The sequence below is a fragment of the Aquimarina atlantica genome (assembly GCF_000626715.1).
Lineage (GTDB): Bacteria > Bacteroidota > Bacteroidia > Flavobacteriales > Flavobacteriaceae > Aquimarina > Aquimarina atlantica.
The window spans coordinates 79392-103713 of sequence record NZ_AQRA01000013.1 but is presented as its reverse complement, the minus strand read 5'-3'; the positions used below and the strand labels follow the sequence as shown (position 1 = coordinate 103713).

At 32.5% G+C, this 24322-nt stretch carries 26 protein-coding genes; 12 read left to right on the top strand and 14 right to left on the bottom strand.

What is annotated here, in order from left to right; translation table 11 throughout:
* Positions 1–169: 169 nt before the first annotated feature.
* A complete protein-coding gene (locus tag ATO12_RS22840; protein ID WP_034247078.1) occupies positions 170–1009 on the bottom strand; it encodes a DUF6252 family protein in 840 nt (279 codons plus the stop codon).
* A 343-nt stretch (positions 1010–1352) separates the two neighbouring features.
* Between ATO12_RS22840 and ATO12_RS22835 the strand changes: the two genes are divergently transcribed.
* The 3 genes from ATO12_RS22835 to ATO12_RS22825 are packed head-to-tail and all read left to right on the top strand — an operon-like array spanning position 1353 to position 3180.
* Positions 1353–1895 (top strand): 30S ribosomal protein S16, encoded by a 543-nt coding sequence (locus ATO12_RS22835; RefSeq protein WP_034247076.1) that lies wholly within the window; start codon positions 1353–1355, stop codon positions 1893–1895.
* 14 nt (positions 1896–1909) lie between these two features.
* Positions 1910–2434, top strand: coding sequence for a ribosome maturation factor RimM (gene rimM, locus ATO12_RS22830; protein ID WP_034247074.1), 525 nt, complete (start codon positions 1910–1912; stop codon positions 2432–2434).
* Positions 2435–2466: 32 nt separating this feature from the next.
* Complete coding sequence (locus ATO12_RS22825; protein ID WP_034247072.1) at positions 2467–3180, top strand: tRNA1(Val) (adenine(37)-N6)-methyltransferase; 714 nt, start codon at positions 2467–2469, stop codon at positions 3178–3180.
* A 110-nt stretch (positions 3181–3290) separates the two neighbouring features.
* On the opposite strand, the gene ATO12_RS22820 is transcribed toward ATO12_RS22825, so the two are convergent.
* On the bottom strand, positions 3291–3608 hold the full coding sequence (locus ATO12_RS22820) for a hypothetical protein (RefSeq protein WP_034247071.1): 318 nt from the start codon (positions 3606–3608) through the stop codon (positions 3291–3293).
* Between the two features lie 440 nt (positions 3609–4048).
* Here ATO12_RS22820 and ATO12_RS22815 point away from each other — a divergent pair, with 440 nt between their 5' ends.
* On the top strand, positions 4049–5227 hold the full coding sequence (locus tag ATO12_RS22815; RefSeq protein ID WP_034247069.1) for an acyl-CoA dehydrogenase family protein: 1179 nt from the start codon (positions 4049–4051) through the stop codon (positions 5225–5227).
* Between the two features lie 165 nt (positions 5228–5392).
* On the opposite strand, the gene ATO12_RS22810 is transcribed toward ATO12_RS22815, so the two are convergent.
* The 3 genes from ATO12_RS22810 to ATO12_RS22800 all read right to left on the bottom strand — a co-directional run bounded on the left by ATO12_RS22810 (position 5393) and on the right by ATO12_RS22800 (position 7319).
* The gene (locus tag ATO12_RS22810) at positions 5393–5635 is read right to left on the bottom strand and encodes a hypothetical protein (RefSeq protein WP_051576040.1); all 243 of its coding nucleotides are present in this window, start codon (positions 5633–5635) and stop codon (positions 5393–5395) included.
* A gap of 351 nt (positions 5636–5986) precedes the next feature.
* A complete protein-coding gene (locus tag ATO12_RS22805; RefSeq protein ID WP_034247067.1) occupies positions 5987–6733 on the bottom strand; it encodes a hypothetical protein in 747 nt (248 codons plus the stop codon).
* Between the two features lies 1 nt (position 6734).
* Positions 6735–7319 carry an RNA polymerase sigma factor gene (locus ATO12_RS22800; RefSeq protein WP_034247065.1) on the bottom strand — a complete coding sequence of 195 codons (585 nt, stop codon included), beginning with the start codon at positions 7317–7319 and terminating at the stop codon, positions 6735–6737.
* A gap of 226 nt (positions 7320–7545) precedes the next feature.
* Here ATO12_RS22800 and ATO12_RS22795 point away from each other — a divergent pair, with 226 nt between their 5' ends.
* The 3 genes from ATO12_RS22795 (at position 7546) to ATO12_RS22785 (ending at position 10384) form a co-directional block, all read left to right on the top strand.
* Positions 7546–8223: a glycerophosphodiester phosphodiesterase gene (locus ATO12_RS22795; protein ID WP_034247064.1), complete on the top strand. Its 678-nt coding sequence runs from the start codon at positions 7546–7548 to the stop codon at positions 8221–8223.
* On the top strand, positions 8220–9434 hold the full coding sequence (locus ATO12_RS22790) for a BaiN/RdsA family NAD(P)/FAD-dependent oxidoreductase (protein WP_034247062.1): 1215 nt from the start codon (positions 8220–8222) through the stop codon (positions 9432–9434). The genes ATO12_RS22795 and ATO12_RS22790 overlap by 4 nt, the downstream gene beginning before the upstream one ends.
* A 161-nt stretch (positions 9435–9595) precedes the next feature.
* Complete coding sequence (locus ATO12_RS22785; protein WP_034247060.1) at positions 9596–10384, top strand: hypothetical protein; 789 nt, start codon at positions 9596–9598, stop codon at positions 10382–10384.
* An 85-nt stretch (positions 10385–10469) separates the two neighbouring features.
* On the opposite strand, the gene ATO12_RS22780 is transcribed toward ATO12_RS22785, so the two are convergent.
* On the bottom strand, positions 10470–11039 hold the full coding sequence (locus ATO12_RS22780; protein WP_034247058.1) for a TetR/AcrR family transcriptional regulator: 570 nt from the start codon (positions 11037–11039) through the stop codon (positions 10470–10472).
* A 26-nt stretch (positions 11040–11065) separates the two neighbouring features.
* A complete protein-coding gene (locus ATO12_RS22775; RefSeq protein WP_034247056.1) occupies positions 11066–11539 on the bottom strand; it encodes a TspO/MBR family protein in 474 nt (157 codons plus the stop codon).
* Between the two features lie 271 nt (positions 11540–11810).
* On the opposite strand from ATO12_RS22775, the gene ATO12_RS22770 reads away from it, so the two are divergent.
* From ATO12_RS22770 to ATO12_RS22760, 3 genes are all read left to right on the top strand, one after another.
* Positions 11811–12896 carry a diphosphomevalonate/mevalonate 3,5-bisphosphate decarboxylase family protein gene (locus tag ATO12_RS22770; protein WP_034247054.1) on the top strand — a complete coding sequence of 362 codons (1086 nt, stop codon included), beginning with the start codon at positions 11811–11813 and terminating at the stop codon, positions 12894–12896.
* Between the two features lie 145 nt (positions 12897–13041).
* On the top strand, positions 13042–13977 hold the full coding sequence (locus ATO12_RS22765) for a mevalonate kinase family protein (RefSeq protein ID WP_034247044.1): 936 nt from the start codon (positions 13042–13044) through the stop codon (positions 13975–13977).
* Positions 13978–13988: 11 nt separating this feature from the next.
* Positions 13989–14897: a geranylgeranylglycerol-phosphate geranylgeranyltransferase gene (locus ATO12_RS22760; RefSeq protein ID WP_034247042.1), complete on the top strand. Its 909-nt coding sequence runs from the start codon at positions 13989–13991 to the stop codon at positions 14895–14897.
* Between the two features lie 56 nt (positions 14898–14953).
* On the opposite strand, the gene ATO12_RS22755 is transcribed toward ATO12_RS22760, so the two are convergent.
* Positions 14954–15301 (bottom strand): hypothetical protein, encoded by a 348-nt coding sequence (locus ATO12_RS22755; RefSeq protein ID WP_034247040.1) that lies wholly within the window; start codon positions 15299–15301, stop codon positions 14954–14956.
* A gap of 1014 nt (positions 15302–16315) precedes the next feature.
* A complete protein-coding gene (locus ATO12_RS22750; RefSeq protein WP_051576039.1) occupies positions 16316–16660 on the bottom strand; it encodes a hypothetical protein in 345 nt (114 codons plus the stop codon).
* 451 nt (positions 16661–17111) lie between these two features.
* On the opposite strand from ATO12_RS22750, the gene ATO12_RS22745 reads away from it, so the two are divergent.
* Positions 17112–18065, top strand: a complete 954-nt coding sequence (locus ATO12_RS22745) for a carbon-nitrogen hydrolase family protein (protein ID WP_034247038.1) — start codon at positions 17112–17114, stop codon at positions 18063–18065.
* A 51-nt stretch (positions 18066–18116) separates the two neighbouring features.
* The gene (locus ATO12_RS22740; protein WP_034247036.1) at positions 18117–19001 is read left to right on the top strand and encodes a pseudouridine synthase; all 885 of its coding nucleotides are present in this window, start codon (positions 18117–18119) and stop codon (positions 18999–19001) included.
* Between the two features lie 146 nt (positions 19002–19147).
* On the opposite strand, the gene ATO12_RS22735 is transcribed toward ATO12_RS22740, so the two are convergent.
* The 5 genes from ATO12_RS22735 to ATO12_RS22715 form a co-directional block, all read right to left on the bottom strand.
* Positions 19148–19975, bottom strand: coding sequence for an alpha/beta hydrolase (locus tag ATO12_RS22735; RefSeq protein WP_051576038.1), 828 nt, complete (start codon positions 19973–19975; stop codon positions 19148–19150).
* 13 nt (positions 19976–19988) lie between these two features.
* Complete coding sequence (locus tag ATO12_RS22730) at positions 19989–21278, bottom strand: mannosyltransferase (RefSeq protein WP_240486171.1); 1290 nt, start codon at positions 21276–21278, stop codon at positions 19989–19991.
* A gap of 107 nt (positions 21279–21385) precedes the next feature.
* Positions 21386–22858, bottom strand: a complete 1473-nt coding sequence (locus tag ATO12_RS22725; RefSeq protein WP_034247033.1) for a cellulose synthase family protein — start codon at positions 22856–22858, stop codon at positions 21386–21388.
* Positions 22858–23550: a glycosyltransferase family 2 protein gene (locus tag ATO12_RS22720; RefSeq protein ID WP_034247031.1), complete on the bottom strand. Its 693-nt coding sequence runs from the start codon at positions 23548–23550 to the stop codon at positions 22858–22860. The genes ATO12_RS22725 and ATO12_RS22720 overlap by 1 nt, the downstream gene beginning before the upstream one ends.
* Positions 23551–24033 carry a toxin-antitoxin system YwqK family antitoxin gene (locus ATO12_RS22715; RefSeq protein ID WP_034247029.1) on the bottom strand — a complete coding sequence of 161 codons (483 nt, stop codon included), beginning with the start codon at positions 24031–24033 and terminating at the stop codon, positions 23551–23553. It abuts the gene before it with no gap.
* Positions 24034–24322: the final 289 nt, after the last annotated feature.

Sequence of the window (24322 nt, the reverse complement as noted above, 5' to 3'; positions counted from 1 at the left end):
AATAACCAAAATGATACTTCGATTTTCGAAAAGTTATTCAGAATTATTAACTATAGTTATAAGTATTATCGATATAAGAAGGTAAGGGTATGAAAAAAGCGATCATTTTATAAATGATCGCTTTTTATGAGCAAAGTCGAGTAGGGTAATTATTTAGGGGTAATAAATATTAATAACCAAAATCAAAGGAGCCTTGTGATATTTGAGAGCCACTTCTGGTTTCAAATTCAAAACTTCCACTAATACATTTGGTTTCGATATCGTGATTTGTAATAATAAGAGTTCCTGACAATGCAGAGGACTTATCATTATTTACTTCGTAAGAAGCACTATAGTTTCCAGATCCAGTTAGTGGGTATGTGCCTGGTGCTACATTGGCCATAAATACAATATTAACTTCTTCGGTTTCATTGGTTGCAGTAATAAGGATAGAAGCATCATCTACGCCAAATAATTTAGCGGTATGATTATCAGTAATCATTTCTGTGTTATTTACCAAAGCAGTTAAAGATGCATTAAGTAAACAAGGGTTAATTTCCTGAGGTACTTCTTCCTCAATTGTACCATTCTCTAATGGTAACCTGTAAAACCATCCATTATTAAAATTTACTGGATTACCATTGTCATCTTTAAGATCTTTAAAATGAAAATTACCAGAAATTTCATTATTATATATTTCTGTTATGGATACTTCACCTTCGGTTTCTCCATCTTTAGAAATAAATTTTGTTTGATTTTTTTGAAAACTAACCTTACTTATAGTTTGAAGAGCTGTCTTATATGTTCCAACATTAGTAGATGTAGTTGTAAAGCTTATAGATTTATCTCCCGAGCTACCTGATATTACTAGTGTCCCGTCATCATAAATAACAGCTTTTTTAATAGATGATCTAAATAACTCACCATCAATTTTTGCTTGTAAAGCTGGTGTGTTTATTTCGATATCTGTAGAGCATGAAGTTAAAAAAAGGCAGATTACTGCCATTAGAGGGGTAATTTTTTTAATCATAGGCTTGGGGCTTTAATATGATTTTCTTACGGAAAAACCGTAAAAATATGTTTACACCTACAAACATATAATGAAAATATGAGGAAAACAACTTTTTTATCGAAAAAAAGCATATTTTATCGATGAAATACACAAAAAGATAATTTGTTACTTGTAAAACCCGGGATTTTGAAGTGTTTTTGGTTATAAAAACAGAGTTTATGAACTTGCTTTTTATACATTATTTATATAAATGATTATTTTACAGAGAATAAACTTTTATTTGTTGATTCTAATTGATTTAAAATAGCTACCTTTGCGCCCTTAATTATGAACAGGGTCGAGTACCCAAAAATTAATTTATATGCCTGTTAAAATTAGATTACAGAGACATGGTAAAAAAGGGAAGCCTTTTTACTGGATCGTAGCAGCAGATGCTAGATCAAAAAGAGATGGTAGATTTCTTGAAAAATTAGGAACTTATAATCCTAATGTAAACCCTGCAAGTATTGACTTAGATGTTGATGGAGCTGTAAAGTGGTTACAGAATGGTGCACAACCTACCGATACTGCAAAAGCTATCTTATCTTATAAAGGAGCTTTACTGAAAAATCACCTTGCTGGTGGAGTAAAGAAAGGTGCTTTAACAGAAGAGCAAGCTGAGGAAAAATACCAGGCTTGGTTATCTGAAAAAGAAGGATCTGTTGATGCGAAGAAAGAAGCATTAGCAAAGGCTGAAGCGGCGGCAAAAGCTAAAGCTTTGGAAGCAGAGAAAGAAGTAAACGCTAAGCGTGAAGCTGCGGCAAAAGCTGAAGAAGCAGAAGCTACTGCTGAAGCGGAAGAAGCTGCTACAGAAGAAACTGCAGAAGCAGAAGTAACAGAAAAGGCTAGCAACGAAGAAGAATAGTTGCATTATTGACGATGAAGAAAGAAGAATGCTTCTATCTAGGTAAAATCGTAAGTAAATTTAGTTTTAAGGGCGAGGTATTGGTTAAATTAGATACCGATGAGCCCGAAAGTTATACGAAAATGGAATCAGTATTTGTTAATTATAACAATAATCTGGTTCCATTTTTTATTGAAAGATGCTCACTACATAAAAGTGATTTACTACGTATAAAATTTGAGGATGTAGATTCTGAAGAAGATGCAGACGATCTCATGAAAGCAGAACTGTACTTACCGCTTACATTATTGCCAAAACTCGAAGGAAATCAGTTTTATTATCACGAAATAATTGGTTTTACTATTGTTGATACTGGTTTTGGAGAAGTAGGAATCATTAAAGCTATTAATGATACAACAGCTCAAGCTTTATTCGAGGTTGATCGTAATGGTGTCGAGATTCTTATTCCTATGAATGATGAATTTATTGATGAAATTGATAGAAAGTCAAAAACGATTACAGTTCATACTCCCGAAGGACTTATTGATTTGTACCTTTAATCTTATTTTACATCCCGATAAATATTAATAGTATGACTAAGCCTTTTGTATTTAAAGACTTTATGGTTCATCAAGATCGATGTGCCATGAAAATAGGTACAGATGGAGTTCTGCTTGGAGCCTGGGTTCCTATTAATGATGCCGTAACTTCTATTCTTGATATAGGAACAGGAACAGGAATAATAGCTTTAATGGCAGCACAACGTTCTCATGCAGAAGTGATCGATGCTATAGAAATCGATGCTGATGCTTATGAGCAGGCTGTAGAAAATTTTGAGGCATCGCCCTGGGGAGACCGACTGTTTTGTTATCATGCTTCTTTTCAGGAGTTTGTAATAGAAATCGATGATCAATATGATTTGCTAATCAGTAACCCTCCATTTTATGCAGAGGATTATAAAACGTCGGATTCTAAACGAGATATGGCTAGATTTGAAGATGCTCTTCCTTTTGAACATCTTGTAATCGGAGGATCAAAACTGTTATCGAATAAGGGGTTATTTGCAATGATTATACCCTACAAAGAAGAAACACGAGTTATTGATATTGCTGCACAGGTAAGTTTGTTTCCGCAAAAGATTACTAGGGTAAAAGGAACACCAACTTCAGAAATAAAAAGAAGTTTGTTATTATTTGGTCGGGATCAAATAAATTTTGAAGCTAATGAATTGGTTATAGAAACAAAACGGCATCACTATACAGATGCATATATAAATCTTACCAAGGCGTTTTATCTAAAAATGTAGTTCATAAAAAAAAAGGAAGATTTACACCTTCCTTTTTCTAAATTCAATCACTCTACAGTTTAATTTATATCACCAATAAATTAAACCTTTTCTTATATATCATTAAAGGTTTATCCCTTTTTAGAGATCCATTTTCCATCTGCATCACAAAAAACTTCCATTTCCTTGTCACCTTGTTTCAATATTAATCTAAATTCTGAAGCATCTTCTTTAGCTCCAGCGCTTTTGATAGTTGCGCCAGCATAATCTTTTGCAACTGCATCAAGAACAGGTTGAGGTAAGTTTTCTATAGCTAGATCTATATATTTTTCCTGAACAGGAGTAATTACTTCTGTGTCATCATTAGAAGCTACTTCCTGAGCATTCATGTTTTGAGTTCCTATTAATAATCCAAAAGCTAATACTGGTAATAAAAATAAATTTTTCATTGTTGTTATAATTTTAGTTTTAATAAATTTTAATTCTATATGAATGTATATATAGAATAATTATGCCAGAAGAAACAAGGGATGTTGTATTGAGCTTAAGATGTTGAAAAACAATTAATTACAAGTTTTTTAAGTTAATATTTTCTCTTTTATGGGCTTTGTTTGTGTAGAAAAAAGAGGGGGAACTGCGGAAATTATACACAAGTTTTTTAATAAACAGATACGGTTAATTTTAACTTCTGTAAAAAACTAAATTGGCTTTGTCATCAAAATGAATACAATAAAGTAACGTATTTGGATGTCTTTTTGATCAAAAAATATTAAATGTAATAGTAGAATGGTCAATCTCTTTAAAAATGTCAAAAAAATTGCTTGCTTTTTTAGCATTACCTACATTTGTTTTGCACTTATATGCAGTAATTTAGAAAATATTTTAAAAAATGAAACCAGATTTATTCCAGGCACCAGATTATTACCAGATTGACGAATTATTGAGTGATGAACATAAAATGGTTCGCGATGCTGCTCGTAGTTGGGTAAAACGCGAAGTATCTCCTATTATAGAAGATTTTGCACAGCGAGCAGAGTTCCCTACACAGATTATTAAAGGACTTGCAGAGATAGGGGCTTTTGGACCTTATATACCCGAAGAGTATGGTGGTGCTGGACTAGACCAAATTAGTTATGGTTTAATTATGCAGGAGATAGAGCGAGGAGATTCTGGAGTGCGATCTACATCCTCTGTGCAATCTTCATTGGTGATGTATCCAATTTGGAAATATGGCTCTGAAGAACAACGCAAAAAATACTTGCCTAAGTTAGCATCTGGAGAATTTATAGGATGTTTTGGTCTTACAGAACCTGATCATGGATCAAACCCTGGCGGGATGACTACCAATTTTAAAGATAATGGAGACCATTATTTACTTAATGGCGCTAAACTTTGGATTTCTAATGCGCCTTTTGCTGATATTGCAGTGGTTTGGGCTAAAAATGAAGAAGGTAGAATTCATGGACTTGTAGTAGAACGTGGTATGGAAGGATTTACGACTCCAGAAACACATAATAAATGGTCACTTCGTGCTTCTGCAACAGGAGAACTAATCTTTGATAATGTAAAAGTGCCAAAAGAAAATATATTACCAGGTAAAAGTGGGCTTGGAGCACCACTGGGATGTTTGGATTCTGCACGATATGGTATCGCCTGGGGGGCAATTGGTGCTGCTATGGATTGTTATGATACCGCTTTAAGATATGCCAAAGAACGTGTACAATTTGATAAACCTATTGGAGCAACACAATTACAACAAAAGAAACTGGCAGAAATGATTACCGAAATCACCAAAGCACAATTATTAGCATGGCGATTAGGAGTGTTGCGTAATGAAGGTAAAGCCACTAGTGCGCAAATCTCTATGGCAAAACGTAATAATGTAGAAATGGCGATTAATATTGCAAGAGAAGCCAGGCAAATTCTTGGCGGAATGGGAATCACTGGGGAGTATAGTATCATGCGTCATATGATGAATCTCGAAAGTGTAATTACCTATGAAGGAACACACGATATACATTTACTGATTACAGGGATGGATATCACCGGGATGCCTGCTTTTAAATAAGAAGCGCTGGAATTTCTTATATCGATATAACTGAGTTAATCTGAACCAGCCAAAGATCATTTGGCTACCCTCTTTCAAATGACTTCGACTGGTTCAGTGTGACATCTAATTATAACATGTCCATTTTTTGTAAAGAATGACCTAATTTAGTAGATCATGATTTTATCATCCTACAGAAGAGTGTAATTCCTTTGTGCTTCTTTCTTTTATAAAGAATCCAAATTTAAAACCTACAGATTTTACATAGACATAACTTTGTAGATCGATGTCATACTCTAAAGGAGCATTTAGTTCCTTCATGATGTTGATGATACGATAGAGTTTTGTTTTTGAAATTCCCAATCGTTCTGCTAGCTCTACAGGGTTTCCTGTAGCTTTTAAACGAATTAGTTGGTCGATTCGATTCATAAGCTCAACGTGTTTGATGATAACATTCATAATTATTTCTTTAGAGTGAAGATTGAATTATTAGATTAATCAATATATATGGGGTTCATATATTTATGTCACGACATATAATTTTGTTACCTCGCATATCCTATTTTTTTAACGGATACTTTTTTTAGTTTGATTGGTTATAAATGTTTTGTTCTGAGTGCTATAGTTGTGAATACGATGTGCCGAAAAACAAGTGCTTTGACTGTAGTATATAGTGTGAGAGAAAAGAGACTAGTGTTTTTATAGAGTTGTGTTGGTTTTGTTTTAGAGCTCTTTCTGGTCGTCTGTACGGTTCAATATAAATTGATATGTTATAAAATATTACCTGTTTTTTTCTAAGGCTTTAAGTAGTTTTGTAGCTTTATCCTTATAAGCCCCATTATAAGTAATAATTTCCTTAAGAAGTGGAATACTTTTTTTAGGAGTATTTAATTTTAAATAGGTGAGCGATAAATACCACTTGGCAACTTCATAATACTTACCGTTACTATTAATGTCTTTAAACGAAGAAACAGCTTTTTCTTCCTGATTAATATTTAAATAACTATTGCCCAGGTATAACCGTAGTTGGTTATCTAAATTTGGTTGTTTTTCTAACATAACAGCGACAGAATCATAAGCACCTTTGGCATAGTTTTTTACAATGTTCTGCATTTCTTCATTATTAGTATTACCTCTCATTGCATCTTCTACAGGAAAGGGCTCATAATAGGCGCCATACAAATCTTGAGTATTGTTAAACGAGTTGATATAGGTATACCATAATAACATTCCTACACCCAATAGTATAGCAATAGATGCTGCAATTTTCCAATAAGGAGCAGATATCGAAGTAGAGGTGGTGTCTTGTTCTTCTTTGATGGTAGTGCTAATCTGCATTAATTTTTCTTTGAAATCTAAAGTATCCTGATCGCTTAAGGTTTTATGCAGAGCTCTGTGCTTTTCAACTTCTTCATGCAGTTCTGGATTAGCAGCTAATTCTTTTTCAAAAGCAATTATTTCTTCTTCAGGTAACGTATGTGAAAGATACCCTTCTATTTTATCGAATATTTCTGGAGTTCTTTCCATACTATAATTCTTTTTCAGGGTTTAGTTGTAATTCTTGATAGGCATGATCTTTTTCGATCATTTCTATTAGATATCGTTTACATTCAAATTTTTTCTTTCGGGTATATCCTTCAGAATATCCTGTGATATGTGCAATATCTTTCATGCTATTTCCTTGAAAAAGTAAGCTCAGTACTTCACGACACGTATCACTTAGTTTTAAGAAGTGCCTGCGATACACATGCTCTCGTTCTTTATATTCTATGTCTTGAATCACTGTAGGAGTAATTATTTCTGCATCTTCAGGTAATTTTTCTGTGATGATCATTTTTTTGTTTTTTCGTAATCGGTTTCTCCACATATTTTTACAAATCCCATAAAAATAGGTTCGTAATGAAGAATGTAACTCCAGAGAATCTGTTTTTAATTTCTGATATACCAAAATCAACGCATCCTGAAACACATCTTCGGCATCCTCTTCATTACCAGAATTTTGTAGAACGTATTGCCTTATATAAGGCAGGTTTTTTCTATAAAATGTAGTAATGACAACCTCATTTCCGGTAACGATACCTTCCAAAATTTTGTGATCCTCGGTAGTATTCATAGGTTCATGTACTATAATAACAGATTGTTACCTTTGGGTGATGTTAAGTTGTCGTAAAAATAACAATTTTAGTTTCTTTGGTATTAATATAATAACATATAATTAAGGTTGTAAAATAATAAATACACTCTTTGATGTGCTTAAGGGAGCATAGATAACAATTATAATGGTCTAGACAGAAGCTGTATTGAACCTGTAGAAAGACTGAAAATTAATTAGATAACTCATGAAAGTATTCGGACATCGTGGTGCAGCAGGTTTAGTTGCCGAAAATACAGTAGAATCAATCGCTGAAGCTTTGCTTTATAAAGTAGATGGAGTTGAGGTAGATGTACATTGCTGTAAAAGTGGAGAATTGGTAGTTATTCATGATGAAACTCTGGATAGAACTACCAATGGTACAGGAAATGTATCAGAGTTTACTTTGCAGGAGTTACAACAGTTTGAAACAAAAGAAGGATTTATGATACCTACATTGCGTGGAGTGCTGGATATGATCGATGGGCAATGTGAACTTAATATAGAGTTGAAAGGAAAAAATACGGCTCTACCCACGATTAGATTACTAGAAGAATATATCGAAAATACAGATTGGGAATACGATCATTTTATCATTTCTAGTTTTGATCACTCTCAGTTATTCGAACTAAAAGCAGCTACTTCTAATTTTAAAATAGGGGTGTTAACTGAAGAAAATATAACCCAAGCTTTAGCTGTAGCAGAGAGGTTAAAAGCATTTTCTATACACCCTCCAATTTTCTCATTAACCCAGGATGAGGTAAATCTTGCCAAAGATCGGGGATATCACATATACGTATGGACTATAACTACAACAATGCAAATTGAGCAATCAAAATTATGGAAAGTTGAGGGTATCATCACAGATTTTCCGAATTTTGCATGATGAACTATGATTTAATAATTGTTGGTGGCGGTGCAGCTGGTTTTTTTACAGCTATTAATGTAGCAGAAAATGACCCAAAACTAAAAATAGCTATTCTGGAACGAGGAAAAGAAGTACTGTCCAAAGTTCGAGTATCTGGTGGTGGGCGATGCAATGTTACTCATGCAGAATTTATTCCTAATGAATTAAGTAAAAATTACCCAAGAGGAGAAAAAGAACTCAAAGGTCCTTTTCATACATTTATGACAGGTGATACGATGGAATGGTTTGATCGTCGTGGAGTAGCACTTAAGATAGAGGATGATGGTAGGATATTTCCGGTTTCAGATTCTTCAGAAACGATTATCAATTGTTTTCTGTCGGAAGCAAAACGATATGGGGTTGAAATTTTAAAAAACCATGCTGTTAAAAATTTCTATCAAGAAGATAAACAATGGCTTGTAGAAACCAGTCAGGGAGATTTTAGGACTACCATGTTAATGATTGCTACTGGGAGTAATCCTAAAATCTGGAAGATAGTTCAGGATTTAGGACATCAGACTGTTGATGCGGTTCCTTCGTTATTTACCTTTAATAGTAAAGATTCAAGAATTGTAAATCTACCTGGTGTGGTAACAAATGCCTCGGTACAAGTCAAAAACTCGAAGCTATCGAGTGAAGGACCACTGTTAATTACACATTGGGGGATGAGTGGACCGGCAATTCTAAAACTTTCGGCCTGGGGTGCTATAGAACTCAATGCATGTCAGTATCATTTTGAAATTATAGTGAATTGGCTTCAGTACTATTCACAGCAAGAGGCTTTTGAAGAACTTAAAGCGTTAAAAAATAAATATCCAAAACAGCAGATAAGTAAATACACTCAATTTGAATTACCAAAAAGACTTTGGCAGAGTTTGATTTTGGCTTCAGAAATAAGAAATGATACACGCTGGGCCGATGTAAGTAAAATGCAACTTAGAACATTATCAGAACAGCTTACACAAGGGGTTTTTGTGATAAAAGGAAAAAGTACATTTAAAGAAGAATTCGTAACTGCAGGAGGGATTGATCTTAAAGAGGTTAATTTTAAAACTTTTGAAAGTAAGAAGTATCATAATTTATATTTTGCAGGAGAAGTATTAAACATAGATGCGATTACAGGAGGGTTTAATTTTCAGAATGCCTGGACCGGAGCTTTTATTGCAGCAAAAGCAATCACATCTGGGTAGTTTTTGAAAAAATAAAGTATAATCCCATTGTCAAAAACTTCAAGAAAACAGTAATTAAGGTATTGGAATTAAGTAATTTGAGATAAATAATAGTGCGCTAATATTAGCGATTCTGAGTAATTTTTCGTATCTTAATAAGGTTTAACTAATACCCCACCACTATGAAAAAAATTACTTTTATTCTTACCCTTATATTTTTATTTAGTAGTGTTCACTTGGTTAAAGCATTTAATGAGAATGATCCCATAAAAGAGTTATTAGTGGATTATATCAATAAAATGAATGCATTAACCCAGGGAACCCAAAAAGAAGATGTACTGAATTTGTTTGACGAAAAATATAGAGGGAATACTGTCTATGTTAACTTGTCTGGAGCTTTAGTGAGAAAAAATTACACCAAAAAAGATGTTTCTTCTCAATTAAGTGATATTGTTAATGATAATAATTATCAATTTAGATTAACCATAGATAAAGTCGTTTTTCAAAGTCAAAAAGAAAGAGCAGGAACTATTTCTGCAGTTATTAGTTTTGAATCATTTGTCGATAAAAGACTTGCCGAAAAAGGTACTATGTTAATGGATGTGGTTGCTATACGTGTTAATGGCGGATGGAAGATCGTACAAAATAATATGGTTCGGGTCTCTGAAGCAAAAGATATAGGAGAATGTGTTTGCTATTTTTATGAGAAAGGTACAACTAAGTTTATTGCCGAAGTATATTTCCCATCTGGCCTCGAATATAGCCAGGAACTTAATGCTTTTCAAGTAATGATAAAAGACAAAAAACGCATTATTAAATCTGATAGTAAAGAGTATTATTGGAATGAAGATACAGGAAAACTTACTTATAAAGGAAGATTAATAGGGCAAACGAGTAACTCTCGAAAAGCGGTAGAATTTGCACTAAAGAACCTGTATAAAGACTCTTGTGTAAATATTGTATTTAATTAACTGTATTAAACAAGTTTAATACTAACTTAAACACATCCTTCTGAAAAGTAGGATGTGTTTTTTGTATTGTTTCTATCTATTTGTATTAAATAATGGTTTGATCCTTCAAAAAACCTCTCCAGGAAATCTCTATAGCTTGATTGATATGTTTTTCCTGTAATTTTACTTGCTCATTCTCATGAATCTTTACCAGCGATACTACATTACCAAAGAAGAGTTCTTCCATAATTAGGGTGTTATAGGATTTAAAGACCTTTTGTTTTACGCCCTTTTTAAAATAGCTTTCGATTTCGCCATAGTATTGCCTTGCTCTATCCTTTAAGGATTGAGGGATTTCTGGGGAACGCGCAATCTGTTCAGAAAATATAAAAGCAAGAGGATTATTAACAAAATAATAGAACAGATTAAGCCACATTACGGTAAATTGCTTCTTTATGTCGTCTTCTGGGGTATTACGCATAACAACAGTGCCAAAATCCTGGGTAAGCATTAAATAGAGTTCTGTAATGATCTCTTCTTTGTTTTTAAAATGGTGATATACAGTTCCGTTTGCTACGCCTGATTCTTTGATAATTTGAGAAAGAGATGTGGCATGGATGCCTTGTTTAGTTATTAATTCTAGAGTAGTCTGTAAGACTATTGCTTTTTTACTCATAAAAAATCATATTCCTTATTCCTGGTTTAATTTAGTTGCCATATGCCAAAATTTAAAGCAGTCGCAAAAGCAACCCAAACAACATAAGGGATAAGTAGGTAGGCAGCGGTAGAATTTACTACAGTAAACCATTTAATGGTAAACAGCAATAGGATAAATAGGGCAATTATATCCAATAGTGCAATCAATGGGTTTTGTAGTCCAAAGAAAAAAATAGACCACGCAGCATTGAGTAACAATTGAAATCCAAAGTGATATAACGCAGTTTTTACCCATTTATGATAAAAGCCTTTGCTCCAAACAATTCCGGCTGCAATTCCCATCATAATATACAGCAGAACCCACATTGGTCCGAAGATCCAATTTGGTGGAGTAAAAGAAGGTTTATTTAAAGCAGCATACCACGTATTAACAGAAGTTTGGGTAGCAATACTACTCAAAAATCCGATCAAACCACATACCAATACCGCAATACCAATACGAAATAACTTTTTTTTCATTGAAACAAGTTAGCGCAGTACTAAAATAGCAATTTATTTTTACTACCAATACGCTTAAACCCGCTTTATGCATTAGAATTTTAAAAGTATAACAAGTATTTGTACTTTCTTAATTTTGGTATTGCACGATTATCGATAATCCTGAATTAAATTAAAAAATAAAATAAAGTAATAATGGTTCATATAATTTCGATCCATACCAGATTTTCTAATGTATAAAACAGATTAAAATATAGGATACACTTATCTTTGCTTAAAATCATTGTATACTATGTCGGATTATCCAGAGTTTACCTTACCTATAGTTTCGAAATTACCCGAAGAAGGTATAATCGCTTGTACCTCACCCAGTAATATTGCTCTAATTAAATATTGGGGGAAAAAACCTGTGCAATTACCTGAGAATGCATCAATTAGCTTTACGTTGGACACTTGTAAAACAACAACAAGTTTAGCATATAAAAGACGAGATAATGCAGGAGGAGGTTTTGATTTTGAACTCCTTTTTGAAGGAAAACCTAAACCAGATTTTAAACCTAAGATTCAAAGTTTTTTCGAAAGGATTCAAGAATATCTTCCTTTCCTGAAGCAATATACATTCAGAATAGAAACCAGTAATACATTTCCGCATAGTAGTGGGATTGCATCATCAGCTAGTGGAATGAGTGCATTGGCATATTGCCTGATGCAGTTAGAAAAAAAGATAAACCCAGATATTTCAGATTCAGAATGTCTTCAAAAATCTTCTTTTTTAGCTCGTTTGGGCTCGGGGAGTGCATGTCGAAGTATAGAAGGACCAGTTACCGTTTGGGGAGAACATTCAGATATAAATGGGAGTAGTGATGCATATGCAATACCGTTTCCGTTTCCGGTTCATCAAAATTTTAATGATTATCAGGATACAATCTTGCTAATCGATAAAGGAGAAAAACAAGTAAGTAGTAGTGTAGGTCATAACCTAATGTACGGTCATCCTTTTGCAGAAAAACGATTTGAACAAGCAACGAGTAATATTACTAAATTAAAAGAGGTATTAATTTCTGGAGATTTAGATACCTTTATCGAGATAGTAGAAAGTGAAGCATTGACACTACACGCAATGATGATGACTTCTTTGCCTTATTTTATATTAATGAAACCCAATACGTTATCTGTAATTCATAAAATCTGGGAGTATCGGGCAACAACAGGATCAAAAGTTTGTTTTACTCTAGATGCTGGAGCAAATGTTCATGTGTTGTACCCAAATACCGAAAAAAATCAAGTTTTAGATTTCATTACCAACGAGTTAGTTGCGTATTGTCAGAATGGACAGTATATTTGTGACAAAATAGGATTAGGTGCAAAAATAGTGTAACTTTATCCTGGTAAGGCGACAAATTAGATATAATTACTTATAGAGATGATAAAATTAACCCGATTAAAAAAATCTTTAATCATACAAAGCAATGATTATTGTAATCGTTAAGGTTTTTATCTAATCTCTAAAACAATATAAATAAATGAAAGGACCGTTATTTTATTCTAAAATACTTTTGTTTGGAGAATATGGTATTATTAAAGATTCTAAAGGTCTTTCTATACCTTATAATTTTTTTAAAGGTGCATTAAAAGTGTCAGAAACTCCTGATCAGGAGGCTATACAATCTAATGAAAACCTTAGAAATTTTGCGACCTATCTCGAAGAGATTCAAGATAAAGGAATTGTAAAATTTGATTTCGAAAAACTTCATTCAGATATCAATTCTGGGATGTATTTTGATAGTAGTATTCCTCAGGGATATGGAGTAGGAAGTAGCGGTGCATTAGTAGCGGCTATTTATGATAAATACGCAGCTAATAAAATTACAGTGTTAGAAAATCTTACCCGAGATAAATTATTAAAACTGAAAGAGATTTTTGGACTTATGGAATCTTTCTTTCATGGAAAGAGTTCTGGACTAGATCCTTTAAATAGTTATCTTAGTTTACCTATTCTTATTCATTCTAAAGATGATATCGAACCTGCAGGAATTCCTTCGCAAAGTGTAGAGAATAAAAAAGGCGCTGTTTTCTTATTAGATAGTGGTATTGTTGGTGAAACTGCACCAATGGTAAGTATTTTTATGGAAAACATGAAGCAAGAAGGGTTTCGTAGTATGCTCAAAAATCAGTTTGTAAAATATACAGACGCCTGTGTAGACGATTTCTTAAAAGGAGATGTTAAATCACTATTCTCTAATATAAAAGAGCTATCTCATGTGGTTTTAGATAATTTTAAGCCGATGATACCAAAGCAATTTCACACTTTATGGAAACATGGTATAGAAACCAATGATTATTATCTTAAGTTATGTGGCTCTGGCGGTGGTGGTTATATTTTAGGATTTACGCAGGATTTTGATAAAGCACAGGCTTCACTTAAGGATTATAAGTTAGAGGTAGTCTACAATTTTTAATAAGCATTGTTATGCTTACCAGAAAAAATAAACTCATTTTTCTCAAACTATTGAGTTTATTTTCTGTAGTTAGAGGATATAATATCCTGATTATTGTATTTGCGCAATATCTTACCTCAATATTTATTTTAGCACCTCAGATCAGGTTGCGAAATGTTCTTCTGGATCCAAATCTATTTGTTATTGTATTAGCTTCTTCCGGTGTGATAGCAGCAGGGTATATTATTAATAATTTTTATGATAAAGAAAAAGATTTAATCAATAGGCCGCAAAAAACCATGCTGGATCGATTAGTGAGTCAACGTACAAAACTCACAGGATATTTTGTCCTTAATTTTCTCTCTGTAGTATGTGCCAGTTATGTTTCTTTTAGAGCAGTTGTTTTTTTCTCTTTATATATTTTCGGGATATGGTTTTATTCTCATAAACTAAAGAAATTTCCTATTGTTGGAAATATTGTTGCTTCTCTATTAGCAATAACTCCATTTTTTGCTGTATTTATTTATTATAAAAACTTTGACGAAGTTATTTTCGTTCATGCAACATTTTTGTTTTTAATGTTGATCATGAGAGAAATGATTAAAGATTTAGGAAATTTAAGAGGAGACTTGGCCCAGAACTATAAAACAATACCTATTGTGTATGGAGAGTTAGTCTCAAAAAGAATAGTTAGTATTTTGATTCTGGCTTCTTGTGTTCCTATTTATTTATTGCTCACCCGATATGAGATAGGATTTATGTATCTGTATTTTTATGCGTGTATTATACTCCTTTTTGCCTTTTTATTTGGTTTATGGAGATCAAAAGGAAGAACACATTATGTTTGGTTGCACAATATTTTAAAACTTATTATTGTCGCAGGGACATTTAGTATTATTCTAATTGATGTACATATGATTCTGGATAGAATTCTCTGGTAAAAAAAGCAGCTGTACATATATACAACTGCTTTATTAATCATGTTTAAGAAGAAAGTTTATACTCCTTCTGACTTTAAGATTTTTAAAGAAATCTTAAATACTTTGTTCCCTATGTTTGTTATTTTTGAATCTACTTTTTTGTAGTTTAGTCTTGATTTTACGAAACTTTCTACATCAAGATCTTCAGAGTCTACAGTTAATACTACAATCTCTCCTTCGCCGTTTAAAGTAAATTCGATATTTGCCTTAAGTTGCTGCTTGTCTAATTTAAATTCTGGGTTTTCTAAGAGAGTGGCAATTTGATTTCTTAATTGTTGTTCAGAATTAATAAGGTTGTTGTTTGAAGCAAAAACTTGCATTGATCCTAATATGAATACTGCAAATAAAACGGTTAACTTTTTCATTTTTTGTGGTTTTAAATTAAGTTTATAAAATATTGGTTACTATGATATTGCATGTCAAATGTAGAGTCGAATGTTTTGTTATTTTGATTTTTAGCGTTACTATAATGTTTCATAATTGTTAAGTTAAGGTTAATTGCAAAGGAATTTAACATTAATTAAGCTTTACAGAATAAGTACTTTTTTACGCTTCTTTTTTGGGAATGGATATGAAATGGATTGTTGATTAGTAAATCTTTAATATTTGTACTATAATAGTATTGATTCTTAATTTTTTGATGGATTTTTAATGTTACCTTAATGTTAAGTTGTGGTTTTTCCGCAAGACAATTTTGGTATTTAATGCATTGAAAATCAATTTTTTATATGTTAATTAATTGTTAACTATATGTTGGGGATTTCCTAAAAACCGGATTGTCGATGACATAGATATATTATCATTAAAACACTTTAATGAAAAATCAATTACTCATTCTTACATTGACCCCAATCTCTAATAAGGTAAAAGCTGCTGTTAAAAATCGAAAATTATATTATCCTGGCGGTTTATAAAGAAGCAGAACTTATTGTTTTTGAACAGTGATTATTATCAAGCTATTTGTTTTGGATATCACTAACAGATAGAAAATATTCGACAGTAAGATTCAAAAAGAAATTCATCCCCATTATGTCTAGAATTCGATTGTTATAGAAAATTGTGGATACCATGCATGAACTTACTGCGAAATATAATATTGTAATTTATTTTGAGAACATAGAATGATAGATGGATCAGGGAGGTATTTTTGTTCATGCAACATTTTTGTTTTTGATGTTGATCATGAGAGAAATGATAAAAGATTTAGAAAATTTGAGAGGAGATTTAGTTCAGAATTATAAAACGTTACTCTATTGTGTATAGAGAATTAGTCTCAAAAAGAATAGTAACTATTTTGATTCTGGGCTTCTAGCGTTGATAAAAAAAAAGCAGCTGTAGATATATACAACTGCTTCCTTAATCATGTATGGGCAGAAAGTTTATACTCTTTCTGGCTTTAAAATCTTTAAAGAAATTTTAAATACTTTGTTTCCTATGTTTGATATTTTTGAATCTACTTTTTTGTAGTTCAATCTTGATTTTACAAAACTTTTTACATTAAGATCTTCAGAATCTACAGTTAAAACTACAATCTCTCCTTCACCGTTTAAAGTAAATTCGATATTTGCCTTAAGATGTTGCTTGTCTAATTTAATTTCTGGACTCTCTAAAAGAGTTGCAATTTGTTTTCTTAATTGTTGTTCAGAATTAATAGGGTTATTTAAAGCAAAAATTTGCGTTGACCCTAATACGAATACTGCGAATAAAATTGTTAACTTTTTCATTTTTTTGTTTTTTAAGATTTGAGCTTGAACTATTATTTTGTTTTAATTGTACAGGGCAAATGTAGAATCGAATACTCCAATATTTTTGTTTTTTATTTTATTAGAATGTATTACAATGATTACGATTATGTTAAAAGGCATATGTTTTAACGTAAATTAAACTTTGCAGAATAAATACTTTTTATATGTTTACTTTTTAAGAATGGATATAAAATTGGTTATAGAATAGTAAATCCTTAACATTTGCATGATAACAATGCCGATTTTTAGGTTTTTAATAGAATTCTAATGTTACCATAAGGTTAAATTAAGGTTTTACCATATCACTTTTGTGATGTTTAATGTGTTGCAAATCAATTTTTTAGATGTTAACTATTTGTTAATTATATTTTGAAAATCTTTTAAAAACATGTGATCATTAAGAATAAATATATACCATTAATACATTTTCATGAAAGATCAATTACTAACAGTTGCATTGGCTCAAATCTCTCCGGTTTGGTTAGATAAAACAGCTACAATTAAAAAAATTGAAAATTCTATTGCTGAGGCAGCTTCTAAAAAAGCAGAACTTATCGTTTTTGGAGAATCGTTATTACCAGGATATCCGTTTTGGGTGTCATTAACAGATGGTGCAAAATTCGATAGTAAGATTCAAAAAGAGATTCATGCGCATTATGCTCAGAATTCTATTGTTATCGAAAATGGAGATTTGGATACCATATGTGAACTTGCTGCCGAATGCAATATTGCAATATATTTAGGAATCATTGAACGACCGATAGATCGGGGAGGACATAGCTTGTATGCGTCATTGGTATATATTGATCAAAAAGGAGAGATTAAATCTGTACACCGTAAACTACAACCTACGTACGAAGAACGATTAACCTGGGCACCGGGAGATGGTAATGGATTGCTGGTACATCCATTAAAGGCTTTTACCGTTGGAGGATTAAACTGTTGGGAAAATTGGATGCCATTACCCAGAGCAGCATTATACGGACAGGGAGAAAATCTACATATAGCAGTATGGCCTGGTAGTGATTATAACACCAAAGATATTACTCGTTTTATTGCCAGAGAATCTCGCTCGTATGTGATTTCGGTTTCTAGTTTGATGCGAACAGAAGATTTTCCTAAAACTACACCACATTTAGATGAGATTTTAAAGAAAGCTCCTGATGTTTTAGGTAATGGAGGCTCATGTATTGCAGGTCCTGATGGAGAATGGGTAATGAAACCTGTATTACATAAAGAAGGCTTGTTAATCGAAACGTTGGATTTTAGCAAAGTGTTACAAGAACGTCAGAATTTTGATCCTGTTGGGCATTATTCGAGACCAGATGTGACCCAATTACATGTAAATAGAAAGCGCCAAAGTACAGTTCGGTTTGATGAATAATAGATGTTGTACCTATGCTATAAACAATTATCTTTGCACAAAATTTAAGATATGAGTCGCGGAGATAATTCTGGTAAAGGGAAAACTAGCAGAAGACAGGAAGGAAAAGGAAAGAGTAGATCGAATGCAAATGATAAAGGTAAATCCAATTATGGAAATAAACCTTATGTAAAGAGTAAGTCATTTGCAAAAAAGGCTAGTAATACAGCACCAAAAAAACTCACTGATTCTGATGAAATAAGACTTAATAAATATGTAGCTAATTCTGGGGTTTGCTCAAGAAGAGATGCCGATCTATATATTAAAACAGGAAGTGTATGGGTAAATGGTAAGCCAGTTACCGAAATGGGATATAAAGTAAAACTTACCGATGAGGTTAAGTTTGATGGACGACTCATTACTCCTCATAAAAAAGAATATGTGCTCCTTAATAAACCTAAAGGTTTTGTAACCAGTACTAGTCCCGAGAAAACGAGAACAGTAATGGATCTAGTGGCAAATGCCTCTAAATCTGTATTAAAACCAGTAGGTAGACTAGAAAGAAATACAACCGGATTATTACTTTTTACCAACGATGTAGATTTAGAAAAGAAACTAACACATCATAAAAGTGGAGTTCGTAAGATATTTCATGTAGAATTAGAACGTAACCTAAAATATGAAGATCTTCAGAAAATAGAGAATGGAATCAAATTAGAAGAAGGTTTTATAAATGTAGATGAAATCTCTTATATAGAAGGTGCGTCTAAAAATGAAATAGGAATTCAATTGCAATCTTCTAAAAATGGAATTATCCATAAGCTTTTTGAACACCTTAATTATAGTGTAGTCAAATTAGATAGAGTGATCTTTGCAGGATTAACCAAAAAAGATTTACCTCGTGGCCACTGGAGAATACTTACAGAACAAGAAGTGATTAATCTTAGGATGATGTAGATGGACTTTTAAAATAAAGGAAATCTCTAATAAAATAACCTCTTTATAATTTAGACCTCACAGATCTCTAAGATCTGTGAGGTCTGGTTTAATTTTACAAAACTTGTTTTTAAACTAAAGAGAACCTGCCTTGAGATACATCTTTATTAATACCGTTCTAACAAATTCTTGAGCTCATCATAGTATTGTTTTGTGATATAGATACCATTATGACCAGCACCTTTGATCATTGTATGTTTGATTTTTTCTGGATATAAGGCTTCTAGTCGTTTAGAATTTTCTTCTGGTTTAATTAGAAAATCATGAGTACCATGAAAAATCTGAATAGGACAGGTTACTTCTTTTAAAAATTTATAAGAAGGTATCTCATAATTGATAAGCATTTTGGGCACCGGAGCAATACTTGCTATAAAATCATTCCAGGCATAATAAGGAGCTTCGAGTATAAGGAGTTTAGGTCTGTTTTTTGCTGCAGTATAGGCAGCAAACCCTGTTCCCAGAGAAAAGCCTAAAACAATAATGTTTTTTTCGTCATATCGTGTCTTTGCATAATCATAGACTTTTTGCGCATCGTTATATAGTTCTGATTCTTCTTCGTAAAAACTGTCGCTTTTTCCGTAGCCTCTGTAATCAACAAATAGAATATCAAATTTGTTTTCGGTATATAAAGAAGCACGTGTTCCCCATTCATGAATTGCTCCGGCATTACCATGAAAATATAGGATAAGGCCTTTGCTAGTAGTATTGGTTTTAAAAAGCAAAGCATTAAGAGTAATGTCCTTTTCTACGTTGATATTGATCTCTTCAAAAGGTTGATCAAAAGAATAAACGTAATCTTTTTCCAATGTTTTTGGGTTAAAGAAAAAACGCTCTTGCCTTAGGTATAAAAACAAGTATCCAGAAAGAATAAGAATAACAATAAATACTATAAATCTTGCGAATCTACGACCTATTTTCCTGAAATTAATTTTCAAAATTGATATGCTTTTATAAGTTGTTTTCTAATGTATTATGAATTCTGTTTTGGTAGGCCTTTATAATCTCTTTACTAAAGATAGTAAAAACAATAAGATACTCTAGCCCTACCATCCATAGGTTTTCTTTAAAATCAGGATGAAGATACGCAGTGTAGCTAAGAATAACTACAAATGACCAAACGATAGGAAATCTGTAATTTGTAAATATACAAAGTGATAATGGTACGGCGATATACCAGGGATGTACTGTAGTTGATAAGAAATAGTAGACGCAAATACCTAAAAGCATACCTGTAATTAGCTGTGGAGTACTTCGGTTATTTTTAAAGAAAGTTAAGCCTAAAAGAACCACTATGACCACCAGGGGTAAAATTTTACCGGTAGTTTCAATAATATTCCATCCTACTACTTGATATCCAATCCAGCGAATAATAAAATAAATACTTGCATTAAATTCGAAAGTCTGAAACCAAAGGGTAATTGTTTTGCTAAAATTGGCTAAAAATTCTCCTGATAAGAAAGGAGCAAAAGTTAGAAAGCATGTGCCTATAACAATACTATAAAAACCCATTAGTTTTGGTAATCCTGTAATAAGACCAGATGTATTGAAACTCTTTTGTTTATTAAGAATAAATTTCTGAAAAAATAAAGGCAAAAATAATAGAGGGATTAGTTTCACTGAAACAGAAAGTGCCAGTACAACTGCGGCCCAGTACCAATAACCTTTGTGCAAAAGATATAATGACCATATGATAAAAAATACCATAACTGCTTCAAAGTGAAGGTTACCGGTAAGTTCTATAATGATAAAAGGATTAAGAATATACCAGAAGATTCTTTTTTCGGGAAGATTAAATAATTGTAATAATTTTCTTCCGAAGAAAAATGTACCGATATCTGCTAAAATGATAAGTATCCTAAATACCATTGCTGACCCTAAAATACTTTTACTGGCAAATAAAGCTGCAATAAAATAGCAAAACTGACTTACGGGAGGATAATTAGTATAATGGCTTCCGTTAAGCGTACCCATACCGGTGTACAACTCTTGCGCTTGTGCAATTGGAGCATCCCCTTGTGCTATCCATGCCTCGGGAAGGGATAAGTAAGGATTAAAACCTTCGAGGAGCATACGCCCATCCCATATAAATCGATAAAAATCCTGCGATAAATTGGGTATAGCAAACAAAAATACCATCCGAAATAATAATGCTGTAATGGCCAGTAGTTTCCAATTACCAGGATTGAGTTGAATGATTTTATAAGAAACAAAAAATAAGGCAGCCCAAAGACTGATCATTTTAGTAAAATCTGTGCGCTCTAACTGATAAGAAAAACTCCAGTAAAAAAGTAACCCAGCAACAATAAGTAGAATGGAAAATCGGTTATATTTCCATTGCTGAAACATTAAAATTTAGATGTTACAGATTTAAAGAATACAAATCCAAATCCGAGAAATAACATAATATGAAACAAGAATAGCCCAAAATCCTGGAGCTTAAAAGCGCTATATAAGGCAAAACCAAAATATCCCATGAGTAATGCTTCTATAATAGTGTTTCCAGAGATATTCTTGCTTACATACTTATTTCCTTTCCAGGAATCTTTTAGCGTATTGATATTAAATTTTGGAGTACGTATAAATTCACTCTTTTTTCCAAAATGCCCTTCGAGAACCGCCATAGAATTATGAACAGAGAAGCCCATCGCAATAGAGAAAAAGGTGAAGAACATTTTTATATATTCCATAAAATTCCAGAATCCTTTACCATGAATCTTTTTAAAAGTAAACCAATAGCAAAAGAAAAATATAACTGTACTTAAAGCAAAAAATGCAATTACATTAAAATACCAGCTAAATAATGGATTACTATTCTTAATATACATTACTGGGACGCTTAACACAGCAACCAATAGCACTAATAAGAACATACTACTATTTAGTAAGTGAAAAAAGCTATGAAACTTAGTTTTAAAAGGAACGGTTTTATCTCTAAGCATTTTCCAGTATAGTTTCTGAAAGTTCTCTGCAGCACCTTTATTCCATCTAAACTGTTGTGATCTGGCTGCACTAATAACTACTGGTAGTTCTGCAGGAGTTTCTACTTCTTCGAGGTATTTAAACTTCCATTTTTTTAATTGTGCTCTATAACTTAGATCAAGATCTTCGGTTAATGTATCTCCCTGCCAGTTTCCGGCATCTTCAATACAGGTTTTTCTCCAAACACCAGCTGTACCATTAAAATTAATGAAGTGATCTTTATAATTACGACCTACCTGCTCCATAGTAAAATGAAAATCCAAAGCAAATGCCTGAATTTTGGTAAGCATCGAATAATCTCTATTAATATGTCCCCATCGGGTTTGTACCACACCTATATTTTGATCTTTAAAATATGGGATGGTTTGCAATAACCAATTCTTACCAGGTAAAAAATCTGCGTCAAAAATAGCTATAAACTCACCTTTGGCAATCTTAAGCCCTTCTTTTAGCGCTCCGGCTTTAAATCCGGTTCGATCTTCACGACAAATGTGTTTTATATCTAGACCTGTTTGTTGCAGCTTTTCTATATGTTTTGCTGTAGTAATAACAGACTCATCTGTAGAATCATCCAGCACCTGAATCTCGAGTTTATCTTTTGGATAATCAAGTTCGGCAATATTATCCAGTAAACGATCCATTACATATAACTCGTTAAATACTGGTAGCTGAACCGTTACATGCGGAATTTCTTCTTTTTTAGAAAAATCAAAAGTTGGCGAAGTATCAGCTTGTTTTCGAGATTTTAGATAGTTGAAAAGCAAATTGAGCTGTGCCAAACTATACATAAATATGATTAGTAAGGCTAATGTGTAGGTTATGATGATAGCAATATCCATTACGTAAAGCTATATTTAAAAATCCAACTTAAAATCTTAACGCCTGCAAATATAGCACCTTTTATGGTTCCTGAAACTTTTGAGACGCCAATTCTCTTTTTGTAATGCACTGGGACTTCGGTATAATTATAACGTTTTTTTAACACTTTTAATTGCATTTCTACTGTCCAACCATAAGTTTTATCAACCATCTCAAGGGCTAATAGTTTGTCATACTTAATGGCTCTAAAAGGCCCGAGATCTGTGAATTTTGCACCAAAAAAAAGTTTCATTAACCCTGTGGCAAGCCAGTTTCCGAAAATTTGAGGAAATGTCATAGATCCAGATTCACGTAGATGCTTGACTCTAGATCCGATAACTAAATCAACATTTTGCTCTATAATTGGTGCAACTATTTGGGTAAGTTCTGCGGGGTAATCACTATAATCACCATCTAAAAATACAATGATATCTGGTTTGGTGTCTTTTGATGCTATGTACTCCATCCCTTTCAAACATGCATAACCATATCCTTTTTGCTTTTCTTGTAGTACTGTTGCTCCCGCTTTTTTGGCAACATTTTCGGTTTGATCTGTAGAACCATTACTTACCACAATAATTTCAGAAACGATATCAGGTATTTCTTTGATTACATGTGCTATGGAATCTTCTTCGTTAAAAGCAGGTATGATTACGTTTATAATGGGAGGCATTTATAAGGAAGCGTTAGGATTGTCTCTTTTAAAACTAAAAATATCAGTCCATTCACCGGTTTTTTTATCATTGATATAGCGTTCGGCTTTAAAAAGTTTATTGTTTTTATACAATAGACAATACCCTTCTTTTTTATTATTTTTATATTGATATTTTCGAGTTATTTGGGCTGCAATATCGTAAATAATCCACCATTTCTCTGCTTTATCGTTTACAAAATGCCCTTCTTTCAATAATTTACTGTTTTCTGAGTAAAAATACCAATACCCATTTTTTTTATTATTTCTGAAATGTCCTTCTTTTGATACTTTTCCGTTAGGATAATAAAAATGCCAAAAATCTACTTTGTACTCTCCTGATTTCCATCCTTCAGCTTTAAGTACACCATTAGGATAATACTCATAATGATATTCTTTTTGAGCTATGATTTGATTTCCAGAGAAGGAAAACATAACTAAAAGGATACAAAGCTTTTGAATCATGGTTACAATTGTATATGAACTCTTAGACGAAAGTAAATGCCCATACTAACATTTTTTTAAAATTATTTGATAAAAAGACTGCATCAGAGTTAGACTCTGGATATAATCATTATTATCTTAATATTTGAAATGCTTTGTTACGGTTTCATAGATTTACAATGATGAGAACCTATGCATATTAGTTGTCATGTAGACTTTGTATAGTGTTGAATCTATATAAACTGATGATTTCGAGGTGTTGTTTTGGGGCCACACCATAGAATCAGACTTTTATTCTAACTCTATGATG